We start from the raw sequence: 22,563 nt of genomic DNA, 5'->3' as shown, positions 1-22,563 counted from the left end.
GAATTCACCGAACTCGCCCAAAATCCATCCTACTCATTTTGAGGCGTGCTCTTTCTCCCGCTTTTACGCCCCGCTCTCGATAAGTTGACAGTGCCCACTCGACCGCTAAATAGCCTTAGAGGCCGCTTTTTCAAATCTCGTTGGTTAGTTCGGCAACCACAGTGAACAGGTCACCAACGAGGCCATAGTCGGCCACGCTGAAGATGGGCGCCTCCTCGTCCTTGTTGATGGCAACAATGACCTTCGAATCCTTCATGCCGGCGAGATGCTGGATTGCGCCTGAAATACCGACCGCGACATACAACTGCGGCGCCACTATCTTGCCCGTCTGGCCCACCTGGTAGTCGTTCGGCACGTAGCCCGCGTCAACCGCCGCGCGCGACGCACCGAGCGCGGCGCAGAGTTTGTCTGCGAGCGGCTCAAGGACCTTCTTGTAGTTCTCAGCGCTACCCAGCCCCCGACCGCCCGAGACGATGATTTTGGCACTGGTAAGGTCGGGCCGCTCGAGCTTTGCCACCTCGCGGCTGACGAACTGCGCAAGCCCTGCGTCAGCGGCGGCTTCAATCTTCTCGACCTGTGCGCTACCACCCTCCGCGGCAACGGGGTGGAACGCGGTCGTGCGCACCGTGATGACCTTCACTGGGTCAACCGATTGCACGGTGGCAATCGCATTCCCAGCGTAAACTGGCCGCTCGAACGTATCAGCATTCACCACCGCCGTGATATCGCTGATTTGCGCAACATCGAGCGTTGCAGCAATACGCGGCGCCACATTCTTCCCGGCAGCAGTCGCCGCCGCCAGGATGTGAGAATAGTCCTTGGCAACGGAGCGCACCGTGGCCTCGACATTCTCAGCGAGTCCGGCTTCGAGTTGCGGTGCATCGGCGAGCAACACCTTCGAAACGCCCCCGAGCTTTGCAGCTTCGTCGGCCGCTGCCTGAGCGTTGTACCCCGCCACCAGCAGGTGAATATCGCCGCCAATCTTCTGTGCGGCAGCTACAGCGTTAAGTGTCGCGGCCTTAATTGACGCGTTGTCGTGTTCAGCAATCACCAGATTCGTCATAATCGTTTCGCTCCTCACAGCACCTTAGCTTCGGTCTTCAGCTTCTCGACCAGGGTCTTCACGTCGGCAACCCTCACGCCCGCGCCACGGTGCGCCGGCTCAGCGACCTTGAGCGTCTTCAGACGCGGTGTAACGTCTACGCCGAGGTCTTCGGGCCTCACAGTCTCCAGCGGCTTCTTTTTCGCTTTCATGATGTTTGGCAACGTCACGTAGCGCGGCTCGTTCAACCGCAGGTCGGTCGTCACGACCGCGGGCAACCGCAGCGAGAGCGTCTCTGCGCCACCATCGACTTCACGGACTACCTCCGCCTTGCCATCGGCGACAGTGATTTCAGACGCGAACGTAGCCTGCGGCAGGTTAGCCAGCGCCGCAAGTATCTGACCGGTCTGATTCGAGTCGTCGTCGATTGCCTGCTTTCCGAGAATCACCAGCTCCGGCTTCTCCTTGTCCATCAGCGCCTTAAGTACCTTCGCGACAGCCAGTGGTTGCAAGTCTTCATTCGACTCCACGAGAATCGCCCGGTCGGCGCCGATTGCAAGCGCCGTCCGCAACGTCTCCTGGACTTGGGTAACGCCTGCGGACACGGCGATGACCTCTGTCACAATCCCCGCCTCCTTCAGCCGCACGGCCTCTTCTATAGCTATTTCGTCGAATGGGTTCATTGACATCTTCACATTGGCGATGTCGACGCCGGTGCCATCCGACTTCACGCGGACCTTCACGTTGTAGTCGACCACGCGCTTTATGGCCACGAGAACCTTCACGTTTGCTCTCCTGTTTGGAACAGGGCTACGACAGCCCTTCGCCTCAATATTTATGGAACCCGCTGCCGGACTTGCGGCCGAGGGCGCCCGCCGCAACCATCTCGCGCAGCAACAGGGCCGGCCGATACTTCTGGTCGCCGAACTCATCATGAAGGACGGCCATAATTGCGAGCACGGTGTCGAGTCCAACTAAGTCCGCGAGGGCCAGCGGACCAATGGGATGGTTCGCCCCCAGCTTCATTCCCTCGTCGATATCGGCGGCGCTTGCAACACCCTCCTGCAGCACAAGAATCGCCTCGTTAATCATTGGAATCAGAATCCGGTTGACCACGAAGCCGGGAGAATTCCTCATCCCGATTGAATGTTTTCCCAGCAACTCAGCCAACTGGACAGCTGTCGCGAAAGTCGCGTCGTCGGTGCGCACACCCCGAATGACCTCCACAAGTCTCATCGCGGGAACCGGATTAAAGAAGTGCATTCCGATGAGGCGATTGCCACTCTCCAAGCTTCGTTATCGAGACCGAGGAGGTATTCGTCGCAAGCACTGCGTCCGGACGAATCACTGCGTCCGACGAGATGAGAATCTGCTGTTTAGTGAGGACGTCCTCAGTCACCGCCTCAATGATGAAATCTGACTCCGCGAAGGCGCTGACCGTCGTGCTGAACGAAAGTCGCCGCATCGCTGCAGCAGCTTTGCACTCGTGTCTTTCATCTCTTTTTTCGCTACGCCCGCGGAGCTCGTTCGAAACCGGGTGCCTCACCGACTGCCTGCGAACCAAGAAGCACCTGCGCGCCAACTTCATCGACACGTCGAGCGTTGTCCCTCAGAGGACTTTTGACTCTCTTAGCGTGTCAACTTCTTCGCCAGACAGACGCAACCAGCCCAACAACACTTCGTCTGTGTGCTGCCCGAGCCTGGGCGGCGCACTGCGATATTGAACCGGGGATTCGGACATACGGATGGGGTTCGCGACCATGGCGACGTTTCCCCCAGAAACGTGCGGCATCTCGACACGAACACCGCGCGCAAGCACGTGCTGGTCCTCGAACACCTCAGCGACATTGTTGATGGGCCCACAAGGCACTCCGACCGCTTCCATCGCCTTCACCCACTCACGGGTGTTCCGCGTCTTCGTTGCAGCCTCGAGCAGCGCCACGAGCTCTGCTCGATGCTTTACGCGCAGCGGGTTCGTCAGAAAGCGTTCGTCGATTGGAAGTCCGGCCAGACCCAAGGCCTCGCAACAGTGGCGGAACTGCCCATCATTGCCGACCGCGATAATCATGTACCCGTCCGCGGTCGAAAATTCCTGGTAGGGAACGATGTTCGGGTGAGCATTACCGAGACGGCTTGGCACCATCCCCCCAATCAGATAGTTGGACGCCTGGTTCGCCAGACTCGCAATCTGGACGTCGAGCAGGGAAAGGTCGACGTGCTGGCCCTCGCCACTACGGTCACGTCGCGCCAACGCGGCGAGGATGCCGACCGTTGCATACAGCCCCGTCATGACGTCCGTGAGCGCAACACCGACCTTCACCGGGCCCGCACCTTCGGTGCCATCCGCACGTCCGGTCAGACTCATCAGTCCGCCCATCCCTTGAATGAGGAAGTCGTAACCGGCGCGGCTTGCGTAGGGGCCATCCTGACCAAAGCCCGTGATGGAGCAATAAATCAGGCGAGGGTTGACTGCCTTCAGCGACGCGTAATCGAGACCGTACTGCTTAAGACCGCCAACTTTAAAGTTCTCGATAAACACGTCTGCCTCAGCGGCCATACGCTTTATCAGTGCCTGCCCGTCGGGATGGCTGATATCGATGGTCACCGACCGCTTGTTGCGGTTCGCACACAGGTAATAGGCGGACTCGCCCGTCGCGTCGCCTTCGCCGTCGGCTAGCCATGGCGGCCCCCATGCCCGGGTATCATCACCCGTGCGTGGCCGCTCAACCTTGACCACGTCTGCCCCTAGGTCGGCCAGCAACTGACTTGCCCACGGACCTGCCAGTACGCGCGAGAGGTCCAGGACGCGAACGCCTTCGAGCGCGCCCACTGATAGTGTCTTGTCCATGGCCGGTTAGAACGCCGCGATGCCCGTGATGGCACGGCCGAGAATCAGCGCGTGAATGTCGTGCGTGCCCTCGTACGTGTTGACGACTTCGAGATTCACCAAGTGACGCGCAACACCGAACTCGTCACTGATGCCATTGCCGCCCAGCATGTCGCGTGCGACACGCGCGATATCGAGTGCCTTGCCACACGAATTGCGCTTCATGAGCGAGGTGATTTCCGCTGCAGCGGTGCCCTCGTCCTTCATGCGGCCCAGTCGGAGACAACCGCCGAGCCCGAGGGTGATTTCGGTCTGCATGTCGGCAAGCTTCTTTTGCACGAGCTGGTTCGCGGCCAGAGGGCGCCCGAATTGTTTGCGGTCGACGACGTACTGACGTGCACGATGCCAGCAATCCTCGGCCGCACCGAGTGCGCCCCATGCGATGCCGTAACGAGCACTGTTGAGGCACGTGAACGGACCCTTAAGCCCGCGCACATTTTCGAAAGCGTTCTCTTCCGGGCAGAAAACTTCGTCCATCACGATTTCGCCCGTAATAGAGGCACGCAGGCCCACCTTCCCGTGGATTACCGGTGCGGAGAGTCCCTTCCAGCCCTTTTCGAGGACGAACCCGCGAATCGCACCTTCATCGTCCTTCGCCCAGACGACGAACACCTGCGCGATGGGGCTGTTCGTAATCCACATCTTGCTGCCACTCAGCGAGTACCCGCCGTCGACTTGCTTCGCACGCGTCGCCATGCTGCCCGGGTCCGAGCCATGGTTGGGCTCCGTCAAACCGAAGCAGCCAATCCATTCACCGCTGGCAAGCTTGGGGAGATACTTCTGGCGCATCGCATCCGAACCAAATTCGTTGATGGGCACCATCACGAGCGACGACTGAACACTCATCATCGAACGATACCCGGAGTCAACGCGCTCGACTTCGCGGGCCACGAGTCCATAGCTCACGTAGTTGAGACCAGCGCCACCATACTCTTCGGGAATCGTAGCGCCCAGCAGGCCGAGCTCGCCCATTTCGCGAAAGATGGCCGGGTCTGTCGATTCTTTTCGGAATGCTTCCAGAACCCGAGGTCCAAGGCGCTCTTGGCAGTACGCGTGTGCAGAGTCCTGCACGAGACGCTCTTCCTCAGTCAGTTGTTGTGAGAGCAGGAGGGGGTCGTCCCATTGAAAGGAAGGCGACTTGTGCTGAACATTCATGATTGGCACTATGCAGTGGATGAATGTGTTCAAATCTACCGACGCGATGACTGCGTCACAACCGATTTTTTTGCACTAGCCTGTTCGTAAAACGCACACATCGCCAGACGACACCTATCGCGCAGACATGCGGAATCAGCAATGCGTGGAATGTTCGCTTATACATGTACGTGCAGGGAAACAGTCGCTGCAGAAGATTTGGCGTCGCCGGCATTAAAGTCACTATCCGTTCAACGGCTCAACCCGGCGCAACGAATCGCCCTGCGAGGTTTCGAGCCCATTCTGATTCCCAAACACGAGCGCCGTTTCACGGGCTTCGATGAACGCAACAGGTTCTGTCGAATGAAAGATCCTATGTAGGACGGGGCTACGGAGCCCGCACTACGCTGATCGTAAAATCGGCCGTGTGCCCGTTACTCAAGGAGAGGATCATGCGCACAGATCAGGCAAACGTGACGCATTCGGAAGCGCTCGTGCTGGCGGTATCGCTGGAACTGGCTGCGGCGAAGTGGAAGGTTGCGTTACATGACGGTCGCCGCGACAGCCCGGCCGTACACACGGTAGCGGAGCCACAAGCCGCATCCCGTCTGCATGCGGTGCTAACGTTGATCGGGCAGCAAAGAGCGAAATGGGCACTGCCAGCGGATGCACGAGTCGTCGTCAGCTATGAGGCGGGCCAGGATTCGTTCTGGATCTATCGTGCGCTGCAGGCTCGCGGGATCGAATGTCACGTCGTCGATCCTGCGAGCATCCCGGTTGAACGCCACAAGCGGCGCGCGAAGACTGACCGGCTCGATGCAATCAAACTTGTCATCAGTCTGCGTGCCTGGCTGCGCGGCGAACGCGACCGCATGCGGGTGATCCGGGTGCCATCGGCGCAGGATGAAGCATCCCGCCATCTGATGCGCGATCGCGGGCAACTGCAGAAGGAAGTCCTCCAGCACCGTGACCGCATGCGCAAGTTACTGATCACACTCGGTTGCTGGGATGAGGTCGATAGCAGGAAGTTCGCCGGCCGACTCGCCCGCGGGGAGCCACGGTGTCACGATGGTGCGCCGCTCCCGGCAGAGCTCCATGAACGGCTGGTTCGCGAGTGCGAGCGACTGACACTCGTCGAGCAGCAACTGGCCACCCTGGAGAAGACGCGAGAAACCAGTCTGCCCGAGCCTGCGCGTGAGCGGATCGATCGCCTCACACGCCTGAACGGCATCGGGCCAGTTGGCGGATCAAGACTGGCGCTAGAACTGTTCTGGCGGCAATTCAGCAACCGCCGTCAGGTCGGTGCTTGCGTTGGCCTCGCGCCGCAACCCTTCGACAGCGGCGAGAGCCGTGTGGATCAGGGCATCAGCAAACAGGGCAACCGGCGAGTGCGTGCGCTGCTGATCGAGATGGCATGGTCGTGGCTGCGCTACCAGCCAGACAGCGCGCTCACACTCTGGTTCCATCGGCGCACGCAGGGTACGCCGTCGAGCCGCCGAATCCGGCGGGTTGCAATCGTGGCGGTCGCCCGCCGTCTTGCGATTGCGTTGTGGCGTTATCTGACGGACGGCGTATTACCTGAAGGCGCGCAGTTGAAGTCTGCATAATCCCTGACGGCTTGCCGGAAAGGAGGAAACGGTTCGTCAGCACAAACGGTCTGAAGTGTACGCGTCCGTGGGAAGTCCTGGTTGCCTGTAGTGCAACCGATTGAAAGATGGGACGCGTGCCCCGGAGATATCCGGGCGAAGCGCGCATGCAGGATGGGGCTGGTCACACCGTTGGCCAGCGGATAGAAGGTGAGTGCAGACCTCGAGTCTCACGAGCGCGATTGAACGGCCTCAGACTACTCATGGGAAAAAATGTGACGGACCTTAAATGCAAGCAATGCTTTCTCGTCAAATAAACTGCAATCCGAAACATCGGCGACCATCTGTTTGTCAAACGGCAAGCGGCTTGACAAACAGATCCTCATAGAAGGGACTTCCCCGTCCCGAGGCTGCGGCGGAAGCCGCAATTCGGCAGAACCAGCTCACGCCTGTGTTCGTGACGCACTCTCCTCGTCAAGGTGCCATGTACCGCCCGGCTTGCGTCGCCCCGCTTTCACTCGATGAGCAAAGCCCTTACCAAACTTGTCACACCAGCATCGGATCGTCTCGTATGTCACGATCACGCCGCGCTCGAAAAGCAGTTCCTCAATGTCGCGCAGGCTCAAATGAAAGCGGAAATACCATCGAACAGCGTAACTAATGACACTAGCCGGGAAACTGTGACCGTGATAGAGCGATTTCGATTTCTTCATCGCATCATCTTATCCGACGAGTCACACAACCTGACAATGCCCTATTCATTTCTATGTGGGCTTGCGCAGACTCCAGGCATGCAGCGACGGCGGATCGAACTCACACCACCTCGATAGCTATCGCTGTAGCTTCACCCCCTCCGAGGCAAAGCGACGCAACCCCCCGTGTCTTGCCGTATTTTTTTAGCGCGTAGAGGAGAGTAACGATTATCCGTGCTCCCGAGGCGCCAATTGGATGGCCCAGGGCACAAGCACCGCCGTGGATGTTTACTTTTTGGTGAGGTAGGCCCAGATCGCGCATGGCTACCATCGCCACCACCGCAAAGGCCTCGTTGATCTCCCATAGGTCAACCTCCGCGGCACTCCAGCAGGCCTTCTCGAGCAAACCCTTGATCGCGCCCACGGGTGCGGTGGTAAAGAGCGACGGTAGCTGGGCGAAAGTGTTATGGGCAACGATTGTCGCGACAGGCTTTAGATCGCGCATTTGCACCTCTGAACGACGCATCATCACGAGCGCAGCGGCTCCGTCGGAAATCGAAGAAGAGTTCGCTGCGGTAACTGTTCCGCCTTCTCTGAAGGCGGGCTTGAGTGTTGAAATCTTTTCGGGCTGCGCCATCTGGGGCTGTTGGTCCTGTGCAATCAAAACTTCACCCTTTCTTCCCTTGACGGAGACGGCGGCGATCTCGTCTGCGAACGTGCCGTCGGCAGTGGCGGCGAGTGCTCGATTAAGAGAAGTCAGAGCGAAAGCATCCTGCGCCTCTCGAGTAATGCCATAGGTCTGTGCGGTATCCTCCGCGAACGTCCCCATCAGGCGCCCAGGATCATATGCATCCTCCAACCCGTCGACAAACATATGATCGGTCAGCTTCCCATGGCCCATCCGGTAACCTGCGCGTGCTTTGTCCAACAGGTATGGAGCGTTAGACATGCTCTCCATTCCGCCGGCCACCATGATTCGGTTGCTTCCCGCCAACAGTAGATCGTGCGCTAACATTGCGGCTTTCATGCCTGACCCGCACATTTTGTTGACTGTTGTGCAACCGGTCGAATCAGGGATTCCTGCCGCGCGCGATGCCTGACGCGCAGGTGCCTGACCCAGGCCAGCAGATAAGACACAGCCCATTAATACTTCCTCGACATGTTCGGGCGCAAGTCCCGACCGTAGTATCGCCGAACGTATAGCGACGGCCCCAAGTTCCGCAGCGGTGAGCGACGCAAGATCCCCTTGCAGTGCGCCCATCGGGGTGCGGGCGGCCCCGACAATAACGATTGGGTCGTGTTGTGTCATAGATCCTCCATACCTCTTAAGGTGTTCCGGGATTGACGTTGAGCTGGGCACATAGGGCCATCTGGAACGGCATCCCGCGTTAACTTTCAATTTTCCTTCCTCGGTCTTGAAGGCGTACTGCCAGTAACACGGACGTCGGTCTCAAATCGGGCCGTTGCCTGGAAGGCACCTTGACCGCCACTACCGATGGCCGGGGCATATCTTTCTGATACGTCAGATATAGTGCCAGCTCGCTCCGCCCCCGCAACTAAGTTATAGACGTGCGTGGCACCCGACAAACGTTGATTGATTAACGAGACGGCGACCATCCCTATCAGACTTGCCAACGCAATGGCCATGAAGTTCTGCTCGAGCGGCAACTTCATCGCGACGAGGGAACCGATCACTACTGGCGCACAGACTGCCCCCAAACGTCCCAGACCCGATGCAAATCCGACCCCAGTCGAGCGGATCGCCATCGGGTAGAACTCACCAGCATATGCATATGCCAGGAGTTGCGTACCGAGCGTCGAAGCCCCAACGATGAACACGACGAGGTATAACAGCTCTGTTGACTTTGTATAGCCCATCAACGTCAAGGAAAGCGCTCCAGTCGCGTAGAACCCGATAAGCACGTATTTGATATTGAGTCTGTCGCCAAGCCAGCCGCCAAGCACCGCACCGATCATCGCGCCTACGTTGAAGATCAGTACAAAAGTCAACGCCGAGCCGAGACTGTGACCCGCCATAGCCATCAACTTCGTCAACCACGAACTTAGTGAGTACACCATGAACAGACCCGTCACAAAGGCGATCCAGATCATCGCCGTGCTGAGGCCGCGTCCATCGCTGAACAGTCTGGATACCGAGGCGTCTGACGCCGGGTCATCGATCGGTACGGCAAATGTCTCATGCTCTTGAAGATCGTATCCAGGTACCAGTTTCCTGGCGACCTTCTGGACGTCATCGTAGCGGTGCTTTTTCATCAGGAAAGGCATTGACTCCGGCATCGTCTTCAGAAGCAGTGGAATGAATAGCACCGGTGCGCCTGCAACGTAGAACATCGACTGCCAGCCATACGCTGCAATCAGTTGTTTCCCAATCAAAGCCACCAGGACACCGCCTACCGAATAGCCCGCGAAGACAAAGGTCACCAGCCGAGCTCTGATCCTGCGGGGCGAAAACTCTGCCATCTGGGCCGTGACGATAGGTAGAACCCCGCCAATACCTAGTCCGGCGACGAAGCGCGCAATGCTGAAGGTGACTGGTTCGTGTGCCAACCCAGCGGTCGCCGTGAAGACGCTGAATAAGGAAACGCAGACGGCGATCATAAAGGGACGTCCAAGCTTGTCAGCCAGGGTACCAAAGAAAATTGCGCCGAACATCATGCCGAATAGTGCTGAACTGACCATGAAGCCCGCCTTCGTAGCTTCAACGCCCATGTCCTTCATGATTGACGGCAGCGCCGCGCCCACGACGGCGAGGTCGTAGCCATCGAGGATAAGGATGAGCACTCCCCAGAAAAGAACCAGTGCGTGGAACCGGTTGAAGCTTGCTTCGTCGGCCAACTTACGTACGTCTATACGATGCATTTTGTGTCTCCTCAGTCAATAGCAAATGTGCGGCTGAAACTGATTAACTAGATAAGCTGGTTCACGTGATCAGGCAACGCAGTGTAGGTACGGCCCTCACTCACTGACGCCACTCCCGTTCGCTCGACGGGTATCCGCATTGAATTCACAACAATCGAGAACCGGCGATATCGCGAACTGTACGGCGAATGTTGCCTGCACGAGTTCGCGCCCCGCTGCGCGTTCCATCGTCCCCGCCGACGTTCCGGCCTGCCCTTGTCTGGATCGAGGCACGGCCGAGCCCAAGCCTCGGCAGCGCGCATTGAATTCCAGTACGTGCCTTGAGGCGCATTGGTCGTTCGATGCAGGCGCATTCCGCTCCAGCCGGACCTTGCTATCGGTCATTTCGCAGCCATCCTGATCGCCCCGTCTAGTCGGATCACCTCCCCGTTTAGATACGGATTCTCGATTACATGACACACAAGCGACGCAAACTCCTGTGGCTTTCCAAGACGGCTCGGAAAGGGCACCGTCGCCGCCAGCGATGCCCGGACTTCGTCCGGCATTGCGAGAAGCATTGGCGTTTCCATGATCCCCGGGGCAATGGTCACTACGCGGATTGAATGCCTTGCCAGTTCCCGAGCCGCGGGCAACGTCATCGCGACGACGCCGCCTTTTGACGCGGCGTACGCGACTTGCCCAATCTGGCCGTCGTAGGCGGCAACGGACGCAGTGTTTATGATTACGCCATTTTCCTCTTCGCCGCCGGTACCATCACGCTTGACCAGCCTGTCGGCGGCGACCCTTAATACGTTAAATGTTCCGACGAGATTGACGTCCACGGCTGCGCGAAAGCTTTGCAGCCCATGTATTCCGTTTCGGCCGAAGATGCGTTCCGCCGGCGCGACCCCGGCACAGCTGACGACGCCAGAAAATGTCCCGCTAAGCCCGACAGCCAGGTCGAGGGCTTTGACGATGCTATCTTCGCTCGTCACGTCAGCCTGAATGAACTCGATGTCAGACCCGTAACGTTGTCTGAGAGCGGCGCCGGCGTCCGAATTTCGGTCCGCAACTACAACCACAGCACCTTTACTCACGAGTGCCTCCACGGTGGCGGCACCAAGTCCCGAGGCGCCGCCTGTCACTAGAAACGTCTTACCTTCTATACGCATAGGATTCCTTATTGTCTACGGGCCGCGTCAACGGCGCGGGGCTCGCTTTTCCCGCCGGAGCGGGATTGAGCTATTAGAGAGTGTTCCGTTGGCTGGTTCGCACCGCGCCGTTATTCATTGTGGTAAATCGCGAACTCTCGAGCAGGCGCTCGCTCCGTCCGCAATCTATTTTCGTCAGCCGACGTATCCTCATATCCGAGAGCCATGCCCGACAGTAAAATCTGGCTGTCAGGGATGTTCAGGACGTCGTGGACGACGCCGCCATATTCGCACCAGGCTTGCTGCGGGCATGACGCAATTCCGTAGCACTGTGCGGCGATCATTACGTTCTGCATGAACATTCCGCTGTCAAGCCATGAGCCCGCCAGGAGATATCTATCCATGGTGAAGAACAGGCCGACGGGGGCACCGAAGAACGTGAAATTGCGAAGCATCGCCTCATTGCGGGAAACATGGTCTGAGCGCTCAATCCCGTAAAGACTGTATAGGTCGAAGCCGACCTTGCGTCGTCGCGATAGGTGGACATCCTTCAGTTTTTCCGGCATGTAGGCATACTCGTCACACCGCCTACCTTCGCGAGCGGCCTCCAATACGGCTGCGGACAGCCGATTTCTGGCATTGCCGGTTACCACATGAACGTGCCAAGGCTGAATGTTCGTACCTGAAGGGGCTCTTGCAGCCAGGTTGAGAATGTCGTCGATCACGTCCGCGGTAATAAGCGTATCCAAAAATCGTCTTACCGACCGACGTTGGACAATAGCTTCGATCGCGCTCACGGAGGGCGTTGCATTCATAGGTTGGTCACTCTTTAGTAATGGCAAGACTAATTCGTCCCGGCACGGCCGCGGCAATAGGACCGTCTTTTTTCCGCTGCTCCCGCAGCACAAACCGCTGAATCTTCCCGCTCGGAGTTTTGGGAAGCTCGGCGGAAAAGTGGACCTGGCGAGGGTAAGCGTGAGCCGCATAGCGAGTCTTTACCCACTGCTGAATCTCATGTTCCATTTTGGGCCCCGCCTTTTCATGCCGACGCAGTACGACGTACGCCTCGATAACCTCGCCCCGCACCTTATCCGGTACCGCAATCACTGCGCATTCGGCGACATCCGGGTGCGCGGCGATCACCGATTCGACCTCAAACGGGCCGATCCGGTAGCCAGCCATGATAATTACGTCGTCCTCTCGCGAGGAAAAGAAGAAGTAACCGTCTTCGTCGACGCGGCCCAGGTCGCCGCTCAGATACCATCTTCCGTCGCCAGCAAACCGCTCCGCGCTTTTCGCAGGATCGTCCTCGTAGCCCTTGAACCAGGCCAGCGGGCTTTCCGCCAGTTCGAACGCGACTCGGCCCACCTCGCCGACTCCGATCTCGACGTCATTATCGCGATCGAGCACAACCGCCTTCCATCCGGGCATCGCGACACCCATTGAGCCCGCTTTCACAGGCCGCGCGAGACGTGGGTCATGATGGTTATTGATGAGCATGCCAGCTTCCGTTTGACCGTAATGATCAAACACTTCGACGCCAAGGGCGCCGACTGCCCATTCATTCACATCCGGTGTGAGCGGTTCGCCCGCACTTGAGGCGCAACGGAGTGCAAGGCCGGGAGGCGGCTCAATTTCCGAACACAACAAGGAGCGATACACGGTCGGCGCAGCAGCAAAGTTTGTCACGTTGCGATCGACCAGGACGCGGTACGTCGTCAGGGGCTCAAACCCGGCTTTCAGCAGGACACTGTGAACGCCGGTGCAAAAGGATCCGAGCACGCCAAAGTATAGGCCGTAGCCCCAGCCGGGGTCAGCAGCGCACCAGTAGACATCGTCATCGCGTAAGCCAATACCGAATTCGACATAGCTATGGAATGCCGCAAGCGCTCGAACCGGAACGACCACCGCCTTCGGCCGACCCGTGGTACCGGAGGTGAAGATGTGGATGAAAGGGGCATCGCCGCCCAGTGAGGCAGCCGCGCTTACCGGCTGCTGCGCACCGCCCTTGAGAACTGATTCGAAAGTAACGGCCAGCGGATCGGCGTTCGCCGCTTGCTCACCGCCGATCACTACAACACGCCGCAAAGGGTTTTCAGGCATATCTTCGCCCCTGGCTAGCTTTGGAGCTTGAGCCGAATCGCAGATCACGACCCTCGCGCGACTGCCGGTCAGCCTCACCGCTATCGCGGCCGGCGCAAATGCCGTGAAGAGCGGCACATGCACCGCGCCGAGCCTCCAGATCGCCATCAGCGCGATCAGGTATTCCTGACTTTTGCCGGCCAGAGTAGCGACCCTATCGCCTTTTCCTATTCCAAGCGATGCAAGACCGGCGGCAAATGCCTCGGACTGACGCCTCAGTTCACCATAGGTCAAACGTTTTGCCTCGAGCGTCGCATCAACGACCTCGTACGCCACGCTCTGGGGATTGTGCCTGTCGCACAGGAGCCAGGCCACACTTGCGGAAGGATCGGTGTATTGACTCACCAGTTCCGTCACCCGCAGGCGCGGGTCCGAAAGAGTCGTTTTGATATCCATATCTGTCTCCTGAATTTTTTAAGACCGAGGGCGAGTCAATGATCGTGTTTAAGTAGAATCTCGATTCGCTTAACATTAATGCGGCGCCGCCTCACTGTCAAGCTCGAAAAGCCAGGTATTAGCACCCGGCTCCGGCGCGTCCGGATGATCGTCGCAAACTGCCATGTCATAATGACTTTGAGAGGATGCGCCCGGCAGGCCTTCCGACCCCCATAGGACATCCGCACCGACGGTGAGCTGAAATGGAAGATCTACTTAACGCACCGCGCGTTCGCATCCGTCGCCGCGGCGCAGACAAATATCCGCTGATTCTTAAGGCTGCGCGTACGCTGGTCGCGCAATCGGGATTTCGCGAGGCGCAGATGTCGTCGATCGCAGACGCAGCCGGAATTGCGATTGGAACGCTCTATCGCTACTTCCCGTCGAGAACAGAACTCATGGTCGAGGTTGTGAAGACGACCGCCCAGCGGGAAGTGGATGTGGTCGCCGGAATCGCGATGCGTGATGGAACTGCTCGCGATCGGCTTGGTGCTGCAGCATGGACATTTGCAAGCAGAGCATTACGCGGGCATCGCCTGGCCCATGCTCTCGTTGCCGAGCCGGTCGAGCCCGACGTGGAGGCAGCTCGCCTTGTCTATCACCGCGCGCTGTCGCGAGTATTCAAGACGATCATCGAGCAAGGAGTCGCAGGGAACGAATTCCCCGTTCAGGATGCCTCCGCCTCGGCGGATTGCATCGTTGGATGTCTATTTGAGGGGCTGGTGGCGCCACTTACGATTAACCCCGCAGAACCTTCGCCGGAACTAGCCGCCCACGCTTCGGCGATTATCGCTTTTTGTCTGCGAGGGGTTTCGGGCAACTCGCGACCGTTCGCTCCTCCCGCCTACTGAATCCTAAGCTCGGCGGGGAACCGGCTTGCCAGGCAATGGGCCGCAAACTGGAGAGGCTCAAGCGGGAAGTGCAGTTTGCCGGCATTCACCTCGGCCGGTCGCTCGAGGTGATTATTGCGGATTAGTCGGCCATGGCGCCAGATTCTTGCCGCTTAAACAGAATCTGCGTTTGACGAGCCCCGAGTCCTCGGGCTTACTTTGTTGCCCCCCAAAAACAAGGGTCTCCGGTCCCAACGGCTTTTCCTGAAAGCTCAGCCGTTGGCAGACGCCACATCAGATCTGATTTCGAAGATGTGATTGATAGCAAGTCGGGCGAGACGCTTATCTCTGACTCAAAACAAGAGTGAGGCAGTTTGCTTTCGAGCTACTGCCCCACCGCAAGTCTATGGTTACTGCATCCCAGCTAACGTGCCTGCGGTCCCCAGGCGAAGCATCGAGTTGTCCCCGTCCGCACAACTCCAGTTTGCAGCGTCTGCCGGTGATCCAGACCCTGAGTAATGTGCTTGTGCAGGGAAAGGACAAAGCGGCATGGTGCGCGACACAGGTTTTGTTGAGTCGTCGTCGGTATACTTCGTCGCGATAATGCTGTCGGGTGCCTGGCCGGTTCCTACCCAATTGTCCAGCGAAGCAAGTGCATCGTGCTGTGGGTCAAATGGAATTGTTGGAGAGAACTGTTGATACTGGCTTACGAAAGCGTTGGGACCAACTCCGCCCTGACAATGATCCATGCCCGGAGCCAGGAAGAGTCGCACGTTTTTCTCCAGCGCCGCATATCCCCCTTCCGCAGACGCAAGATTCTCATAGTACGTGACCGTGTTGTTCGCATTCAGATAGGGATCGGTGAGGCCGTGATACATGAACAGTTTTCCACCTTTTTGAATGAACGGTGCAAGAGCCGCCGGATCATCCCACGTGCCATTGAGGAACGCGTTCTGGATCGCGTCCGTAGTCTGCGAGGGGAACGTGACATGGAATGTCGAAGGGTCCGCAGGATCCGAAAGCCCAAACGCCTGTCCGAGCGTCGTTCTTCCATCATATTTCGGGTCACCGCTGAAAACGATGTTCTTTAGCGTGTAGTTCGAGAACGCCCAGTCGTTGAACATCGTGAGGTAGGGTTGAGGACCGAACGGGTCGGGACCCTGAGCCGGCTGTGACGGGAAGGCGGCCGTGTCGGCTGCGTCCGCTAATGTACCCGGCGACCAACCCGCAGCAAGAACGGAGCCGGTCTGGTCGCGGGCAGCCGAGACGATCGCGGCCACACTATCGATCTGATCCGAACTCAAGCACGAATCGCTTCCGGCGGCGCCTGCTGCACACATTGGGATGTCTTTGCGGGGATTGAAGTTGCACGCGTTTGGATTTTGTATCAGCCCATCTGTGACACCGTCAGCTGCATCACAGGCAGTCGTCATAGCGGAGGCAACAAGCTTCATTTGCGCGCCCGATAATTGAGCACTCGTGCTGCGAAGCTGAACAAGTGCGCGCGTCATGAAGTTAGGATGATTCTTGCGAGGGTTATACGGCGCGCCTGCTACGATTCCGTCAAAGTCCTGTGGATACTTCGTTGCTTCAACCATCGCTTCGCGACCACCGTCCGAGCAACCCATAAAATATGAACGCTTCACGGTCTGAACGTTGTATGCAGACGCCGTTGCCTGCTGGCCAAGTATCGCCATTGTATGCACCGCGCGATGCAGATAATCCTGTACAGCATCGGTGTTTTGCACACCTGGAGAACTTACGGCCCAACTACTGTCGGACTCGAGGGATGTTCCTGTTGCAGCAATGGAACCGTCTACATGACCGTCGTCGGTTTGCCAGACCGCAAAACCAGCGCGGAGATGAGCTGGATTGGGAGCTCCCGACTCACCAACGTTTCCGCAGTTGCCACCGCATCCAATCTGGAGGTACTTGCCGTTCCACTTATCCGCAGCAGGAAATCCTGCTGCAAAATTTGCGGTCTTGCCGGTGACGGAATTGGTAACGAAACTCCCGGTAACCAGACAATAGGCGGGCGCACCATCGCCCAAGGCATTCTCAGCTAGCAGGTTGACCCCTCCTTTGGTCGCGCGGAATACTGCGGGCAGGCTCGTCCACAAATTCGGGATGTCCTTGACCGTGACCCCCGTCGGCATTGCTTTCTGCATGGTCTGGGTGGTGCACATTTCCGCTAACGTCGGCTGCTGCGGCGACGCAGTCTGTACACCCCCGTCGCCACACCCTGCCGTCATCAGCGAAACAGCTACGCTGACTATCGCCGAAATTCTGACATTCATTTGTGTCTCCGTGTCATTTTATTACTTTCGATAAAGAGGGGCAGTGCGGTGCGGCATGCGCTGCAAACAAGCCAAATACGATATTAAGTGAATCTCAATTTCAGTTAACGATATGTGTCATCGTGAAGGCTGTCAACCAGAATGGCGTCAGTATTAGTACCAGTCGGGAACTGAACAGCTAGCTTGAGCGTGCCGCGCCTTGGCCAATGGATGCTGTGTCGGCCTTGCATCGACCCCTTCCGTTTGCGCGTCCACCCGTAACTGAAATTCAGTTTCAGTTAGCGTCGCGCATGCGGGGCCTTGCCGAAGCGCGAATGTCGAGCGAAGCATCGGATGAATGTGCGGGGCCTCTGTATTTGCGGGTGACACGTGCGCGGACGAGGTGCGGCGCTGCGATAGATGGAGGGACAACCCGGCACAAACGCGAACAGCCGGATGGATGTGCAAGGTGAACTTCGGCTAACGATCCAACAGACGATGCAAACTAGACTGAAAAGAAACGGGCCGATAAATGCCGCAAGGACGTTCTGAGTCGTCGAGTCCTCTACCGGACGTGGCTTAGCGCCCGGTGTTGCCAATTGCGCCGCACTGGTTTGCCTGCCTGCATTGCCTGGCGAGTAGTCATCAAATTCGCCGAAATATGGTAAGCGCCCGACCCAGAGTGGCCTTGTCGCGTTTCAGGAGTGAATCAAAGCCGGCGTCGACGCAGACGGTAGAATATGCGAGCAGGTAAAACGGTACGGCAGAGTTGACCGCGCCCACGACAAACGAAGGCCACGCTTGGGATCTAAATTGGCTACGCGCATCCGCGGATGCGAAGCACCGACCGGAGTTAAAACGAGCGCCGCGATTGCGACGCGCAGGGCGATCAAAACAATCGGCCCGAATTCCGGCGTGGCCACGCGCATGAATAGGAACTGGAACTACGCACCCCAGATCGCGGCCAGCGCGAAAAGCTCGATAAGATTCATAGTGGAAGACGTAGAACCAGTAGATTAACGGGCTCTACCGCATCCGCATGCTTTTCGAGCGTGAGTAAGGCCATTTGTTCCGATCGATGCCTACGGCGTAGCAGCGGGATCCCCCTAAGCCGAGACGACCGGTCGCAGGGAACGATCACGGGGTTTTGCAGAGGTAGCGCTTGCGACTGCGCGCGTTACCGGGTCCAAACCCATGCGACTTTGCGATCGTTCCGTAGGAAACTACTGTCCCGTACGGAAGTGCAGTGAGCTCCTTCCCGATTCGCGGCTGAAAGGATCTGCCGCGCAATTGAAAAGAAACAGCGAGCACGCGTCGCTCGCCAGTAAAAAGCTCGGCAATTTGCTCTTGCGCCTGCAGGATCAGAGGAGCCGCTGTGTATTGGCGCTGTGCGAATGGAGTCGAGGGAAAGCGGTGTTGGTCGGCGAGGAACAGGGCCGTCAAAAGATCGTCCTCGGCACGCGAGACTATGTCGCCCAGCGGACTCGGAATCAGATGACCCGGCGTCATTCGCGTTGTGCTTCGTATTTGCGCCAAACGTGCAGCGTTGCATAAGCGCGCCATGGCTGGCGCCGCGCATGCGCCGAGGCATCGATCTTGACGTTCGGGACGATCTCCAATCGATGACCGGCGGTGAGTTCAACGATCGCGTCGGTATTCCCTGCGATCTGGAAGCTCATCCACGAATCGCATGAATCCCATCAAAATCGTCACGCCTCTCTCAAAAAGCGGTGCATCCGGCTGCAACCGATTCTCGTATCAGGCGAAAATGTTGACTGGATCCGCGTCGTGCCCACCGCGCCACTGCATGGCATTCGCCACATGGCCCTCAGCGCATGTGTCGTCGCTTGTGCTCTCGGTTACCTTGAAAATCGCGCGGCCATGCAGGCTAAGGCCGAAGTAGGCGGCGAGATATTATGGGACTTGCTGGAAGAGTCGCCGAACGTAAGATTGACGGCGATTGGACGCACGAAAGGTCTACGCGGGACACCGAAGCAGAATGTGATAACAGGGTGATCGACAGACGCAGCACGTTTCTCACGAGATTCCAATGCGCTCCCTGGGTCCGGAAACCATGTGCAACGAACTGCTCCTGTTGAAAGCATGGCGCTAGAACTTATGGCGCAGTCCTACGCGCGCCGCAACCTGAGTCGACGTGCTCGATACTGATCCATAGCCGGCTTGAACCTGAGCACCATATCCGTAATCGTGGCCAAGCGCGCCAACAAGATAGACGTCCGTCTGTTTTGAAAGAAAATAGTCCGCGCTCAATGTCAATTGATTCGCGCTTCCCACGTCGTTGTTACGCTTCTGGAACTGATAGCCGGCAGCGAGCGAGAGATCAGGGCGCAGCGCATAGGCCGCGCCTCCTTCGAACGTCGTCGCTCGCTGCTTTGCTCCGCTGGAAAGTTGAACGTCGGTGACGAGCCCGAATATCCGAACTTTGCCGATCATGTACGCGGCGCCCGCAGCGTATTCCACCGAATTTGCCGAGGTCGTAACATTGTGAATCGCCATGTATGCCAGTGTTGCGCTGAACGGCCCATGATCGTAGCTGACAGAGAAATTGGTGCTGCTGTTGGTCCCTAACGAGCCGGCGATATTGCCAAAGCCGTACATCGCACCAAATGAAAATCCACCAAAATTCGGCGACATGTACTTGACCGAATTGTCGACTTCGTCGCCCCACACGCGGTTGTCGAGCGTGTATCCGCCCGCCGCGTTGGTTGGCAGGCTCCACGCAAGCAATCCGGCAGGCGTATTCGATGCCACGGCATAGGCCGGGAAGATCCAGCCGATCAGGTCATACTGGCGTCCCATGGTCAGCGCGCCCCACGGTCCTGACAAGCCGACGTATGACTGAAGACCAAACATGCGACCACCTTGCCCGAGCTTGCCGTTGGCGAGCACGAATCCGTTTTCGAGCACAAAGTCCAGCCTGGTTCCGCCGCCGAGATCCTCGGCTCCCTTCAGTCCCCAGCGGTCTCCTTGCGATGAGCCGGAGATAAACTGCAGCGCGCTGCCGTTGCCTACGGAACCGGTCAGGTTGTTGGTGTAGGTGATGCCTGCATCGATCAAACCGTAGAGCGTCACCGATGATTGCGCATGGGCCATACCACAGAAGACAAGAGCGCAAGCCAAAGCGATTTTCTTACTCATATGTAATCCTTATTATAAAATCAAGACCGGGGCTTTTGCTACGACAACCTAATGCGTCAGGCGTCCGGATTCTTCGGTCATGTCCCTGCGGAATAACCTAGCCTGACAAGGGCGATTCGAATCAATTCCGGATTTCGGGACTAACCCGCCCCTCCCCCATCAAGCGGATATTGTTCGCCGGCTGTTACATGTCGCGATGACCTAACCGGCCCGCGGTCGCATATGACGTCCGCTTAGCCCGCAAGCGAATTAGAGTTAGCCAAAACAAATGGGGCAATCGAAAAAAGCGAATGCCTTGCATCAGTTTTTGCATGCCACGCCCCGACGGCGAGCCCGTCAATTTGACTGGCAAAAGTATCGGCGCCGCTGACCTGCGGCTTCAGGCGGCGGCCTTTCGCGACTTGCGCGCGGGCTTCGGGGCAGTCGCGCAGCCAGATTTTGCAGGCGTGCCGGCCTGAATAATCATCCAGCTCAGCATTTGCAGTTGACCGTCGATTTCTTCAGTCGACACCGTAAATACGTTCAGCACGCCCATTCCGCGCAGGCTCGCGAATACGAGGCCGGCACAATGGCGCGGATCCGGACAGGAAGCCACGATTTCGGGGAAATGCTCGACAAAACGGTCGAAAAATACGGGGTCATTGCGTGCACGGCCGACCCCGATGCGGGCGAACAGTTCCGGCGAAGCTTTGCAGCCAAAGAACAGGCTCCACGCAGCGACGTAGCTCGGCGCGCCGTACATGGAATGCCACGCCGCCTGTACGAATGCCTTTGCCCGCTCTTCCAGAGGAAGCGCCGGCGACGGCCACACGCTGCTGTCGTCGGAAAGGGGCGCCATTACCTCATCGATCAGACGCTCCATCAGTGCCTGCCGGCTGCCGAAGTGATGCTGCAACGCCCCGAGTGTCACCCGGGCTCCGCGAGCAATGTCCTGCAGATTGGCGCCCTGAATCCCCTTCTTTTCCAGCAACCGGAGCGCTGACCGGATGATCCGGCTTTGCGTGGCATGACTACGCTCTTCCTGCGTTCTACGCGAAGACGCCGGTCGGGATGCAAGTGTTGGCACGCTGTGTTTCCTGGGCTCGGATTGCGATCCGCCCATTCTACCTTGTCATCTGGACCATGTAACACCGCGCGAAACCTCACACCAGGAAAGGCGCCGACACGATTCACAAACAAGTAACATTAAATTTTTATTGTTTTATTCGAATCACGATGCCTATACTGCCGCCATACGCAGAGTCAGGGACATTGCGGTGTGGCTGCGAGAAGTCGACCGATGCCGTCCGCATGAAGACGGCGCCGGTCGCTTCCCTCGCCAACTAACAATAATTTTTTATTGTTAATTGTTACCGGTCTTGCACCGCGCTGGTTGTCCAGCACGTCCCTGTCACTGCCAGGAAGCGCCGCTCCCTTGGGATCAATGCGGCTTATCAATCATCGCAGCCCATGTGCATGGGACCAGGCAGGACCGCAAACATGATCAATGCAAACGACTCCTCTTCCGTGCAGTACCTGTTTACCTTCCGATGCCCGGACCGGCTCGGCATCCTCTCGAAGGTTTCGGGTTTGCTTTTCGAGCAAGGCGCTTTCGTCACCGAGTCATTTCATTACGGTGATCCGCAAACCGGGACTTTCTTTGCCCGGATGGTGTTCAACGACCAGTTGCTGAAATCCTCGATTGACCATTTGAATGATGCATTGACTGAACTCGCGTCGGACCTGGACATGAGCTTCGCAATCCGGCGCGCGGATTACCGGCCGAAAGTGCTCATCGCCGTGTCGCGATACGATCATTGCCTGAACCTGCTACTCACAAAGTGGCGGGCGGGCGCACTCAAGGTTGAAATTGTCGGGGTTGTCTCGAACCACGACGATTGTCGTGGCCTTGTCCAATGGTATGGCATCCCCTTCCATCATCTTCCGGTCACGCCGGCGACCAAGGCGGAGCAGGAAGCGAAAATTCTCGATCTTTTCGACGAAAAGCATGCGGAGTTGCTGGTACTCGCCCGCTACATGCAGATCCTGTCCGACGGCATGAGCCGCCGCCTCGCCGGCCGCGCAATCAATATCCATCACTCGTTCCTGCCTGGCTTCAAGGGGGCACGGCCGTATCACCAGGCGCACGAACGCGGCGTCAAGGTAATCGGCGCAACGGCACACTATGTGACTGAAGACCTCGACGAAGGCCCCATTATCGCGCAGGAAGTCAAGCCGATCGACCACGCCTATACGGCGGAAAACATGGTGCTCGTTGGCCAGGACACGGAGGCGGTGGCGCTCGCCAGCGCGGTGCGTCTGTTCAGCGAAGGCCGCATCTTTCTGAACGGCAATCGTACTGTGATTCTGTAAGCGACGCCGTCCGGCGTC

General features: G+C 58.0%; 17 protein-coding genes and 2 pseudogenes. 3 read left to right on the top strand and 16 right to left on the bottom strand.

The window, feature by feature from the left end; all coding sequences use genetic code 11:
• Window positions 1-130: 130 nt before the first annotated feature.
• The 6 genes and pseudogenes from B0G73_RS38150 to B0G73_RS38130 all read right to left on the bottom strand — a co-directional run bounded on the left by B0G73_RS38150 (window position 131) and on the right by B0G73_RS38130 (window position 5,084).
• On the bottom strand, window positions 131-1,063 hold the full coding sequence (locus tag B0G73_RS38150) for an electron transfer flavoprotein subunit alpha/FixB family protein (protein WP_106286202.1): 933 nt from the start codon (window positions 1,061-1,063) through the stop codon (window positions 131-133).
• A gap of 14 nt (window positions 1,064-1,077) precedes the next feature.
• Entirely contained in the window at window positions 1,078-1,827 is a 750-nt protein-coding gene (locus tag B0G73_RS38145) for an electron transfer flavoprotein subunit beta/FixA family protein (RefSeq protein WP_106286201.1), read from the bottom strand.
• A gap of 43 nt (window positions 1,828-1,870) precedes the next feature.
• A complete protein-coding gene (locus B0G73_RS42045) occupies window positions 1,871-2,134 on the bottom strand; it encodes a 3-hydroxyacyl-CoA dehydrogenase family protein (protein ID WP_374957057.1) in 264 nt (87 codons plus the stop codon).
• Window positions 2,135-2,233: 99 nt separating this feature from the next.
• Window positions 2,234-2,507, bottom strand: a pseudogene (locus tag B0G73_RS42040) (3-hydroxyacyl-CoA dehydrogenase family protein); the annotation flags it as partial.
• A gap of 144 nt (window positions 2,508-2,651) precedes the next feature.
• On the bottom strand, window positions 2,652-3,890 hold the full coding sequence (locus B0G73_RS38135; RefSeq protein WP_106286200.1) for a CaiB/BaiF CoA-transferase family protein: 1,239 nt from the start codon (window positions 3,888-3,890) through the stop codon (window positions 2,652-2,654).
• Window positions 3,891-3,896: 6 nt separating this feature from the next.
• A complete protein-coding gene (locus B0G73_RS38130; protein WP_106286199.1) occupies window positions 3,897-5,084 on the bottom strand; it encodes an acyl-CoA dehydrogenase in 1,188 nt (395 codons plus the stop codon).
• A 431-nt stretch (window positions 5,085-5,515) separates the two neighbouring features.
• Between B0G73_RS38130 and B0G73_RS38125 the strand changes: the two genes are divergently transcribed.
• Entirely contained in the window at window positions 5,516-6,670 is a 1,155-nt protein-coding gene (locus tag B0G73_RS38125) for an IS110 family transposase (protein WP_106286198.1), read from the top strand.
• 449 nt (window positions 6,671-7,119) lie between these two features.
• On the opposite strand, the pseudogene B0G73_RS38120 reads toward B0G73_RS38125, so the two are convergent.
• The 6 genes and pseudogenes from B0G73_RS38120 to B0G73_RS38095 form a co-directional block, all read right to left on the bottom strand.
• Window positions 7,120-7,362, bottom strand: a pseudogene (locus tag B0G73_RS38120) (IS6 family transposase); the annotation flags it as partial.
• A gap of 100 nt (window positions 7,363-7,462) precedes the next feature.
• A complete protein-coding gene (locus B0G73_RS38115) occupies window positions 7,463-8,650 on the bottom strand; it encodes an acetyl-CoA C-acyltransferase (RefSeq protein ID WP_106286197.1) in 1,188 nt (395 codons plus the stop codon).
• An 86-nt stretch (window positions 8,651-8,736) separates the two neighbouring features.
• Window positions 8,737-10,221: an MFS transporter gene (locus tag B0G73_RS38110; protein ID WP_106286196.1), complete on the bottom strand. Its 1,485-nt coding sequence runs from the start codon at window positions 10,219-10,221 to the stop codon at window positions 8,737-8,739.
• Between the two features lie 380 nt (window positions 10,222-10,601).
• Entirely contained in the window at window positions 10,602-11,372 is a 771-nt protein-coding gene (locus tag B0G73_RS38105) for an SDR family NAD(P)-dependent oxidoreductase (protein WP_106286195.1), read from the bottom strand.
• Between the two features lie 110 nt (window positions 11,373-11,482).
• Window positions 11,483-12,148, bottom strand: a complete 666-nt coding sequence (locus B0G73_RS38100) for a nitroreductase (RefSeq protein WP_258194163.1) — start codon at window positions 12,146-12,148, stop codon at window positions 11,483-11,485.
• 25 nt (window positions 12,149-12,173) lie between these two features.
• Window positions 12,174-13,889: an AMP-binding protein gene (locus B0G73_RS38095; RefSeq protein ID WP_106286193.1), complete on the bottom strand. Its 1,716-nt coding sequence runs from the start codon at window positions 13,887-13,889 to the stop codon at window positions 12,174-12,176.
• Window positions 13,890-14,131: 242 nt separating this feature from the next.
• Between B0G73_RS38095 and B0G73_RS38090 the strand changes: the two genes are divergently transcribed.
• Window positions 14,132-14,779 carry a TetR/AcrR family transcriptional regulator gene (locus tag B0G73_RS38090; RefSeq protein WP_106286192.1) on the top strand — a complete coding sequence of 216 codons (648 nt, stop codon included), beginning with the start codon at window positions 14,132-14,134 and terminating at the stop codon, window positions 14,777-14,779.
• A 389-nt stretch (window positions 14,780-15,168) separates the two neighbouring features.
• On the opposite strand, the gene B0G73_RS38085 is transcribed toward B0G73_RS38090, so the two are convergent.
• From B0G73_RS38085 to B0G73_RS38055, 4 genes are all read right to left on the bottom strand, one after another.
• Window positions 15,169-17,055, bottom strand: a complete 1,887-nt coding sequence (locus B0G73_RS38085) for a tannase/feruloyl esterase family alpha/beta hydrolase (protein WP_106286191.1) — start codon at window positions 17,053-17,055, stop codon at window positions 15,169-15,171.
• Window positions 17,056-18,539: 1,484 nt separating this feature from the next.
• Window positions 18,540-18,713, bottom strand: a complete 174-nt coding sequence (locus tag B0G73_RS40855) for a hypothetical protein (RefSeq protein ID WP_181196756.1) — start codon at window positions 18,711-18,713, stop codon at window positions 18,540-18,542.
• A 430-nt stretch (window positions 18,714-19,143) separates the two neighbouring features.
• Window positions 19,144-20,193, bottom strand: coding sequence for a porin (locus B0G73_RS38060; protein WP_106286188.1), 1,050 nt, complete (start codon window positions 20,191-20,193; stop codon window positions 19,144-19,146).
• 379 nt (window positions 20,194-20,572) lie between these two features.
• Complete coding sequence (locus B0G73_RS38055) at window positions 20,573-21,259, bottom strand: TetR/AcrR family transcriptional regulator (protein ID WP_243856926.1); 687 nt, start codon at window positions 21,257-21,259, stop codon at window positions 20,573-20,575.
• 413 nt (window positions 21,260-21,672) lie between these two features.
• On the opposite strand from B0G73_RS38055, the gene purU reads away from it, so the two are divergent.
• Window positions 21,673-22,545, top strand: coding sequence for a formyltetrahydrofolate deformylase (gene purU, locus B0G73_RS38050; RefSeq protein WP_106286186.1), 873 nt, complete (start codon window positions 21,673-21,675; stop codon window positions 22,543-22,545).
• Window positions 22,546-22,563 lie beyond the last annotated feature (18 nt).

The sequence above is a fragment of the Paraburkholderia sp. BL25I1N1 genome (assembly GCF_003002025.1).
In the GTDB taxonomy this organism is placed as follows: domain Bacteria; phylum Pseudomonadota; class Gammaproteobacteria; order Burkholderiales; family Burkholderiaceae; genus Paraburkholderia.
This window is presented reverse-complemented; position numbering and strand designations above follow the sequence as displayed.